This is a genomic window from Phormidium sp. FACHB-1136 (genome assembly GCF_014697375.1).
Classification (GTDB): domain Bacteria; phylum Cyanobacteriota; class Cyanobacteriia; order Phormidesmidales; family Phormidesmidaceae; genus Nodosilinea.
Map to the genome: position 1 here is coordinate 1 of NZ_JACJRS010000146.1, position 9495 is coordinate 9495.

General features: G+C 58.5%; 7 protein-coding genes. 3 read left to right on the forward strand and 4 right to left on the reverse strand.

Annotated features, from left to right (window positions below; genetic code table 11):
- Nucleotides 1–245 precede the first annotated feature (245 nt).
- Entirely contained in the window at nucleotides 246–1457 is a 1212-nt protein-coding gene (locus H6G62_RS24670; RefSeq protein WP_190500164.1) for an efflux RND transporter periplasmic adaptor subunit, read from the reverse strand.
- A gap of 133 nt (nucleotides 1458–1590) precedes the next feature.
- A complete protein-coding gene (tatA, locus tag H6G62_RS24675) occupies nucleotides 1591–1785 on the reverse strand; it encodes a twin-arginine translocase TatA/TatE family subunit (RefSeq protein ID WP_190500166.1) in 195 nt (64 codons plus the stop codon).
- 189 nt (nucleotides 1786–1974) lie between these two features.
- Between tatA and H6G62_RS24680 the strand changes: the two genes are divergently transcribed.
- From H6G62_RS24680 to apcD, 3 genes are all read left to right on the forward strand, one after another.
- Nucleotides 1975–3825 (forward strand): tetratricopeptide repeat protein, encoded by a 1851-nt coding sequence (locus H6G62_RS24680; RefSeq protein WP_190500167.1) that lies wholly within the window; start codon nucleotides 1975–1977, stop codon nucleotides 3823–3825.
- A 209-nt stretch (nucleotides 3826–4034) separates the two neighbouring features.
- Nucleotides 4035–5360 carry a PhoH family protein gene (locus H6G62_RS24685; protein WP_190500169.1) on the forward strand — a complete coding sequence of 442 codons (1326 nt, stop codon included), beginning with the start codon at nucleotides 4035–4037 and terminating at the stop codon, nucleotides 5358–5360.
- 234 nt (nucleotides 5361–5594) lie between these two features.
- Nucleotides 5595–6080, forward strand: coding sequence for an allophycocyanin subunit alpha-B (gene apcD, locus H6G62_RS24690; protein ID WP_190500171.1), 486 nt, complete (start codon nucleotides 5595–5597; stop codon nucleotides 6078–6080).
- A 125-nt stretch (nucleotides 6081–6205) separates the two neighbouring features.
- On the opposite strand, the gene glsA is transcribed toward apcD, so the two are convergent.
- Both glsA and H6G62_RS24700 read right to left on the reverse strand, forming a co-directional pair.
- On the reverse strand, nucleotides 6206–7180 hold the full coding sequence (gene glsA / locus H6G62_RS24695) for a glutaminase A (RefSeq protein ID WP_190500173.1): 975 nt from the start codon (nucleotides 7178–7180) through the stop codon (nucleotides 6206–6208).
- Nucleotides 7181–7226: 46 nt separating this feature from the next.
- Nucleotides 7227–9113, reverse strand: coding sequence for an alpha/beta hydrolase (locus H6G62_RS24700; RefSeq protein ID WP_190500176.1), 1887 nt, complete (start codon nucleotides 9111–9113; stop codon nucleotides 7227–7229).
- Between the last annotated feature and the right edge of the window lie 382 nt (nucleotides 9114–9495).

The window sequence follows — 9495 nt, forward strand, 5'->3', positions numbered from 1 at the left end:
GGGTCTTCAATCGTTTTTAATGGGTCTATGAGGGATATGGGCTGAACGCCTTGATAAGGGTTTCAGACCATCCTCATTTTTCTCCTCTGACAATAAAACCACCCTGCTTTTCAAGGGGGATTTAGGGGGATCACCGAGGACTTGCGGCATGAAAACAAGATGTGTATATACAGGGGCCCTTGGGGAGAGGGGCAGCGGTGAGGGCGATGGCCATGGCAAATGGATAGTCATTTCTATAGAACACTCTAATCCAGGTTCTCTGAGGGGGCGATGGTCGAGTTAGGGGACGCCTCAATATCAATGGCCACATCCACCTGGAGGTTGGTGAGGGCGGCGACCACTTCGCTTTGGTCAATTCGCACGCGCACCTCTACCACACGGGCGTCGGCGTTGGCGGCGGGGTCGTCGTCAATCACGTCGTTTTTGGCAATTTGTAGGCCAATTTCCGCCACGGTTCCGGTGAGGGTGCCGGGGAAGGCTCCGTTGCGGCTGGTAATGGTGGCGGACTGGCCCAGTCTGACGCGGCCAATATCGGTTTCGTAGACTTCGGTGACTACGAACATTTGGCGGGTATCACCCAAGGACAGAATCGGCCCACCTCCGGGCGAGACCGCCTCACCGGGGTAGGCCCGGATATCCAAAACCTGCCCCGCTTGGGGAGATCGCACCACCGTGAGCGCAAGTTGGGCCTCTGCCAAGGCTAGGGTTTGGGCGGCGGAATCGACCCGGCTTTGCAGTTGGGCCAGGGTGGTGTTGGCCTGTACCGCCGCCAACTGGGCCTCGGCATTGGTGATATCCGTGATGCGGGTCTGCTCTAGGCGCTGCTGGGTGGCCTTAGCGTTGGCGACATCGGCGCGGAGCCTATTGACCGTGGCCTGCTGACGGTCGAGTTCTTGGCGGGCAATGGCTCCAGAACGGTGCAACTGCTGAAACCGGGCCAGGTCAATTTCCGCCACATTCAACTGGGCCTGAAGACTTTGTACCGCCGCCGCCTGGGCCGCAATGGCCGCCTGTTCCGGCCCATCCACCTGTCCAATCCGGGTCGTCGCCTCCTGCACCTGGGCCTGTCCTAGATTGCGTTGGGCCGCGAGTTGGGCCTGGGCCTCGGCCAGTTGACTGGCGGCTAAATCTCGTTCCGCCTGCCGCACCACATAGCGATCTAGATAGGCCAAAATCTGCCCTTCCTCCACCCGGTCGCCCTTGGCCACCACCAGGCGTTCAATTCGCCCCGCCTCGGAGGCCGATACCTGCACCACCCGGCTAGCGGGCTCAATTCGGCCTAGGGCGACGACCTTCACCTGTCGGGGCGGGGGCAGGGCGGCGCGTTCTTCTGCCAACCGACGCGCCTCTAGCTGCTGGCGCACCACCAGGGTAGATCCGACCCCTACCAACACCAACACACCCAAAGCGGCCCAGAGACTGGGCCTTTTCCAAAAGTCAGGAGACTGAATCGTCATACAACACAAAGGCTACGGCAGTGCAGGGGATACCTAACCCCTTGAGACCTCACCGAACTTGTCCGGTTAATCCGCACGATGAAACGTAACAATGAAACGACAATGAAACGTAAAGCGGCCTGCTTAGACGTGGCTAACGGTAAACGTCGGCGTCCTCGGCATCTTCATAGGGCTCGACTTCCTTGGGTTTGGTGTCACTGATTTCCTCCTTGAAACCCCGTAGGGTTTTGCCCAAGGCTCCCCCAAGCTGGGGGATTTTCTTCGGCCCAAAGATCAGCAGCGCAACGCCAATTACAATCGCAACTTCGGGCCAACCTAGATTAAACATGGCGATAGCAGTGAATAAACATCCGTCTGAGACCAGGGCGCATCAGCCCAACATCCTGTGATGCTAACCGATCTCACCTGCAAAACGGCATTCTCCCACGATGACCCCAGACATTCCTAGCCCCCGCCCGAACCTGTGCCTCGACCACCTCAACCGTTATCCTAATCAACAGACATCCCATTCCCAGCCATGACCTCACCCTGCCAAGCGCTCATTGATCAACTGGTAGCCGACACCCTGAAGGGCAAAATTCAGTCCAAACAACAGGTCTATCGGCGGTTGCAGCAGGGGCTAGAACCCGGCAGTGGGGAACTGTTCGAGCGGGCCTTGGCGAATACCCTAGCCCAGGTGGAAACGGGGCTGACGGCGGCGGACGAATTTAAGCAGGCCAAGGCCCAACGGCAGCAGCGGGCACTTAAGATGATTGAATCTGAATGGCAACGCTGGCAGGCCGATAACCAGGCCACGGCGGTGTTGACTGGGGTGGCGGCGGAATTGGTGCAGGGGGCGGTGGCGGATCGGCTGGCGATCTTGCTGGCGGCCCTGGATCCCAACCAGCCCCAGCCGTTAGATCGCGATCAGATCGGTCAGTTGGCCAAAGCCCTACAGCAATCCGCACTATCCACAACGGTGGAAACGGAAGCCCAGACAGGCCCGTCCCTGGCGGATTTAGCCCTGGGGTTAGATCAGGGGATCGCCACCTGGCAGGGGCTAGAGACCGAGGTGGTGAGCTGGATTTTTACGGCGGGTCGATCCACGCTAGGGTTTGGCAATGCGGGGGAAACCCAAGGCCCCTGGGCCTCCTGGGGTAAGCAGACCACCCTACCATCCCTGCGGTACCTCTTTGAAGACTTGGCCCTGAACCGCAGCATTACCGCCGCCGGACTATCCACGCCCCTGCTGACGGCTGACTGGGTGGCCTGGGTGGTGGTGCTGCAACGGCTTCAGCGGGCCTTGGTGACCTGGTTTGACCAACAACCCTACGACCCCAAGGCGGGTAAACGCCTCTCCATTGCCACGTTTTTGACCTTTGCGGTGGTCTGGAGCCAAATTGCCCATCGATTGGGCCAACTGGGGCAGGGTTCCCTTGTCCAGGGCAGTTTTCAGGTGTTGTTGCAGGGGCTACGACAGTTCGCCAACCAGCCCTATTTCCCGCTCTATGGCGGCCTGTTTACGGCCCTCTCTGGGGAACCCCTGCGCACCTTGCTGGACTATTTGGATCAACCCCTTCAGCAGGTGCCCAACACCGCCACCAAGGGCCGCATTCTCACGCTGCTGGGCTATTCCCAACGGGCCATGGGCAACTACGCCCAGGCGAAAGCCTTCCATGACCAGGCCCTCGCCATTGCCCGCGAAGCCCAGGATGGCGTCTGCGAAATTGCCAGCCTCAACCACCTCAGCCGCACCGCCGTGGCCCAGCAAGACTACGATACCGCCCTCGGCCACAGCCAACGCGCCTTAATTTTGGCCCGTCAACAGGGAGATACTTTAGGCCAAGCCAACGCCCTGGCGAATTTGGGCTACAGCCAGGTAGCCCAGGGTCAAGATCAACTGTTGGAACCCGAACAGTACGAGGCCGTCTTGAGCTACCTAGAGCAAGGCGTTACCCTCTCGGCCCAGGTGGGAGATCGGCCCAGCCAAGCCCTATGTGCCAACAGTTTGGGGATTGCCCAACTCAAACTCGGCCAGTACGAAGCGGCCATCACCGCCCTCACCGATGGGTTGCAGGTCGCCCAGGCCATTGGCGACCGCTTCCTAGTGGCCTCCAACTTGGCCCACCTCGCCGCCGCCCACCAGGGGGCCGGAACCCTCGACCAGGCCATCCTCACGGGCAGTTTGGCCATGTACCTATTTGACCAAATTGGCTCCGACGACTGGCAACAACCCGCAGCCCTGCTCAGTATTCTCTACGGTCAACTGGGGCCAGAGGGGTTTCAGGCCATTCTGCAAAGCCACCGTCCCCAGTTCCTCGCCAGCATCGGTGTGGATGGCTACGATTACCTCCTGCCCCTACTCACCCGCTACCGAGAAGCCCTGTAGCGGATCTCGCCCCCGGCGGGGTTTGGATATCGGCTCAAAACTGAGCGTCCCTGTCAAGATTCAAGAACTGGGGGATCGGCAGAGACCAACAGATCCGCTACAGTGACTAAACAGTTGTCCGTAACAGTCGTCTGTAGCCGGATGGCTAGGGCTGGGCCGTTGCCTCCCGCTCACCCCATTCCCGCCTTTCCTTTATTTGCTTTTCCTCTATGAAGAAAGTCTTTGTCCTCGATACCAATGTATTGCTGCACGATCCCATGGCAATGTTCAGGTTTGAGGATAATGATGTCGTCTTACCAATCACCATTATTGAAGAGCTGGATCGCTTCAAAAAGGGCACCGTAGACACCGCCCGCAATGCCCGCCATGTGTCGCGCACGTTGGACGAACTGCGTAGCCATGGGTCGCTGGTGGAGGGCATTCCCCTCGACCATGGGGGTCATTTAAAGGTGGCCCTGTGCCATCGGGAAACCCTGATGCAACTGCCCGCTGAGTTGGAGGGCGACAAGGGCGACAACGCCATTTTGGCCGTGGCCATGGAGTATCGCCACCACCGCGACCTGCCCGTGGTGCTGGTGAGCAAGGACACCAACCTGCGCATTAAGGCCGATGCCCTTGGCCTGGTGGCGGAGGACTACGAAACCGACAAAGTCGATATCGACGACCTCTATACCGGAACCGCCGAGGTGATGGTGTCTGGGGAGACCATGGGACACCTGTTCAGCGAAGGATACCTGCGGCTAGATCAAGACCTCTGCCCGAACCAGGCCGTTACCCTGGTGGATGAGTTTAATCCGGGCCACACCGCCCTCGGCTTTGTGCAGGGCGACAGCGGCAAGGTCATCCCCCTCAGTAAACTGCCCCATTCCGGTGTGTCGCGGGTGCAGCCCCGCAACCGGGAACAGCGCTTTGCCTTTGAACTGCTGCTGCAAGATTCCATTTCCCTCGTCACCCTAGTGGGTCGGGCCGGAACCGGAAAAACCCTGCTGGCCATTGCCGCCGGAGTGCAAAAGGTAGCCGACGAACGGCTCTACTCGCGATTGTTGATTGCCCGTCCCATCGTGCCCATGGGCCGCGACCTGGGCTACCTGCCCGGAGACATCACCGAAAAGCTCAACCCCTGGATGCAGCCCCTCTACGACAACTTTGACCTCATCTTTGGCACCCAAGACAGCCGAGGCAAGCCCGAACACTGGCGGCGCGGCCACGAGGAAATGATCAGCCAAGGGCTCTTGCAAATCGAACCGCTCACCTTCATTCGGGGGCGTTCTATCCCCAAGCAATTTCTGATTGTGGATGAAGCCCAAAACCTCACTCCCCACGAGGTGAAGACCATTCTCACCCGCGCCGGAGAGGGCACCAAAATCGTCCTCACCGGCGACCCCGACCAGATTGACAACCCCTACGTAGACGCCGCCAGCAACGGCCTTACCTACGTGGTAGAGCGGTTCAAAAACGAACCCATCGCCGGACACATCACCCTCACCAAGGGCGAACGGTCTGACTTGGCGGAACGATCCGCCATGCTGCTTTAGGGCATCGGCATGGGGCAAATGTGTCGAAACATTACGGGATTGGGGCTATTTCTCAGGCATCCCGTTGACGCCAAAACCCCCTAATCCCTTGCCAAATCAGCGTCTTAGCCCCTGGTTCTCCATTTTTCTGCTGTCAGAAATCTCGCCTAGAAGATGGCTAGACAACTTTCCCTGACGCCCCCAACTGGTTACACTAACAGAGATAAAAGAGTCATCCCCAGTCATTAATTAACTATGTCTGTCGTTAGCCAAGTCATTTTGAACGCCGATGATGAGCTGCGCTACCCGACTAGCGGTGAGCTGAAGGCCATCGAAGACTTTTTGAAAACGGGTGAGCAGCGGATGCGCATCGCTAGCACCCTGTCTGAGAACGAGAAAAAAATCGTTGACCAAGCCAGCCGCGAACTGTGGCGGCGTCGGCCCGATTTCATCGCCCCCGGTGGCAATGCCTTTGGCCAAAAGCAGCGTGCTTTGTGTTTGCGCGACTATGGCTGGTATCTGCGGCTGATCACCTACGGAGTGATCTGTGGGGATAAGGATCCTATCGAAAGCATTGGCCTGATTGGCGTGCGCGAAATGTACAACGCCCTGGATGTGCCCGTTCCCGGCATGGCCGAGGCGGTGCGCTGCCTGAAGGAAGCTTCCCTCAGCCTGCTGTCCGATGAAGACGCAGCCGAGGCCACGCCCTACTTTGACTACATCATTCAAGCCATGTCCTAGGGGTTGGGGCGGTTCTAAGCCGGGGAGCCTGTAGGGTACCCCCAAGAACCCCTCAACTCTTTTGGATGGGGTGTTAGCCATGCAGATGATGAGGTATAGCCCAGCTATGCCTCTTTTTTTGGCCCCTAGCTATCCTCGCCCAGGGCGGCGGTGAAACGACAGCGGCCCAGGGAGAGGTCGAAGAGGTGGAAGCCATACTCCTGGGAGAGCGCCTCGAAGACCTTGAGCCCTCGAACGCTGTTGCCGTGGCTATCGAGGGGTGGCGAGAAGACGGCAATGCCCGCTTGGTTGGGTACTACGGCGAGGATGCCGCCGGAAACGCCGCTTTTAGCCGGAATGCCCACCCGAAAGGCCCATTCCCCGGCAAAGTTGTACATGCCACAGGTATACATGACGCCGAGGATATCGCGGACGTGGGCGGCATCGACGGCCTGGGTTCCGGTGATGGGGTTGATGCCTCGGTTCGCCAAGGTCGCGGCCATTACCGCTAGGTCGTGGGTGTTGACCAGCACGGAGCACTGCTGAAAGTAGAGGTCAAGGGCATCGTCAAGGGGTTCGTCGATCATGCCGAAGTTGAGCATCAGGTGAGCCATGGCCCGGTTGCGGTGTCCGGTGGCCTTTTCCGAGAGAAAAGTAGACATGTCGATAAACACCTCATGGCCGATGTAGCGCTCGAACATGGCCAGTAGGCGGTTGAGGCGGTCGGCGGGGTCTTGGCCTGTGATCAGGCTGGTGGTGGCGATGGCCCCCGCGTTGACCATGGGGTTGTCTGGGCGCTTGGAGTCTTCGTCGAGGCGAATCAGGCAGTTGAAGGGGTCGCCCGTGGGTTCTACGCCCACTTTTTTGAGCAGTTTTTCGCGGCCATAGTCCTCTAGGGCCATGGCGTAGACAAAGACCTTGGAAATGGATTGGATGGTGAAGGTTTGCTGCACATCCCCCACATCAAAGCTGCGGCCATCCAGGGTGACGACGCTGATGCCGAACCAGTCGGGGTTGGCCTTGGCGAGTTCGGGAATATAGCAGGCGAGTTGGCCCTGGCGCAGGGGCTGAAGTTGGGCATAGAGATCGTCTAGGAAGGCTTGGATATCGGCAGTCGCCATGGTGGGTTGTCCGGGGTGCCTGAATGTGTGGGATCGGAGGGAGGGTTTATTGGTCGGGGGTGGGAATTTCGCTCGGTCGGGTCATGGTCTGGGCGGCATTGTCTTCAATGGCCCGCAGCATATCTTTTAAGGATCCTTCCAGGTTACCGCCCTGGATATCCACCCGGTAGCGGAAGGGGGAGAGGTAGCCCTGAATGCCCTTGGCTTGACAATCGACATGGAGTTGGCTGAGGGCCACCTGGGGATCGGTATTGAGGGTATTGAGGTAGCCGCCAAAGCCCAGGAAAGCCAGCCCGTAGAGCAATTTCTGGGTGAATTGGCCCTGGAAATAGCCGCCGTGGACATCCCGCTTGCCCGTGGCATAGTCGAGGGTGAGCAGGAAGTAGTCCCAGGATTTTAGGACAGGTTTCCCCTTCGCCTGGGTGAGTAAGCCCATGGGCTGGGCCGAACAGGTGTTGTCTTCCGGGTCGTAGCGAAAGTCTACGTAATCGGTACAGTCAAAGTAGGTGAACAGGTCAGCGATGGTGGCCTGGTTGCTGTTTCCGGGGGATTGCTCTTGAAAGAGGCTAGCTAGGGTGACCACGCCATGGATCTGAAACCGTTGGAAGGTGAGGAAGAGGGCTTCCATCACCTTGTCCTGGGCCTGGCTAATGGCCGCACCCACGGAGACATTGGGCGGGAAGTCCTGATCGAGGTGGGGCAGGTTGATCAGGCCATAGGTGACCGGGGTGACGGAGGGATTGCGGAGAGCCACGTTGCCCAATCGGTAGCCTCGGGCCTGGGTGCGGCTAGGGAAGGCAATGTAGTTGGCGGCGGTGGAGGCGATCCGCAGGGCAATGTCGCCCTCGCTGGAAAACAGATAGGACTCGGAGAACCGCCGCAGGGAGGAGGCCAGAAAGTTGGCCCGACTGGTGATAATCGTCAGCACCGGGATATCCGGGGAGGCCAGCACCAACCGCTCCAGCCGAAACACATCCCCCACGTTGCTATCGGGGCGCTTTTTGACCGAGCTATCGTCAAACACATCGGACAAAATACGCACCACATTGGTGACCACAAAGGCACCCATGCTGTGGCCAATGAAGCTGAGTTTGATCTTGTTATTTTGGGCACGGCGCGACCAATAGTTCTGGGCCTGGGCCATGGCCTTAGCCTGGTCAACGGTGCTGGATCGGGCCATGCCGGGGAACATCTCCTCGGCGGTACGCTGCACAATAGCATGGTCAATTTGACGCAGCAGTTCCACCAAGTCCAACACACCAAAGTTGTTAGCCCGGTAGTTATCTCGGAAATACACCACCAACCGCAACACCACCAGGGCAAACATCAGTAACCCTAGGGCCGTGGCCAAGCCAAAGGCGACGCTCAGCAGCCGTCCCCACCAGGTGGCCCCAAGGGTGATGAACTGGAACAGGACGAAGAGGAAGAGGCCAACCACCCCGGTAAACAAAATGTCGCGGGGCAAGGGCGGCAGGGCTAAGATCGCCTCCAGAAATCGGCTCAGCTTGACATTTTCCGAGGGCCAGCGATAGCCCACAAACACCCGATTGGGATGGGCCGCAATAGTCTCATCGTGGCGATTCACATACTTAAAAATATTCTTATACCAAGCCTGCACCCCTCCCCGACTGGTGTTGTAGCCATGCACCGTGATCACCAGTTCAGCGTTGCTCTCTGGGCTGGCGGCGATCATCCGGCGCAGATGGTCAGCAATTTCGTTGACCCCCTGCTGGGCATACTGTTGCTGCTGAGCTTCGGTAAACTCCGGCTTTTCGTCAGGGTTGGGATCGATGTTGGGCGGGGCACTGCTCATCACAAAATAGCCCGGAATCGTGCCCGGTGTGCCCTTGGGGTCGTCCAGGTTGGCAATCTGCGCCTGCCCCTCCGGCTGAAACACAAACCTTTGAATAATAAACGGCAGCATAGACGCCATAGACACCCCACGGAGACAGAACAGTAGGCAGACACCCCACCCTCAGCCTCCACAGCGTAGCTGACCCCTCCCTCCTGTATCCCTTAAGTTCACGAAATTTAGACTCACCTCCTACATCCCCTCGTTCACTGGCCTCGATGCCGATGTTGATCCCATCGTGCAGGGCTTGGTAACGGCCTTGAATCGTCAAACGGCCCTTAGCCAGATTCAGCAGTTACTCAAACAGCGATTGGCCAATGCGGAAATTGTGCCTATTCTATTGCTCATGTTCAAGCCAACACTCCGGACAGTTTTTTGGGGTTGGGTTGGAAAAAAGCTATCCACCGCATAGAGTGCAGGTGCAAGTAAAACACGGTGCACCGATGGATAGCCTCAACAGCAT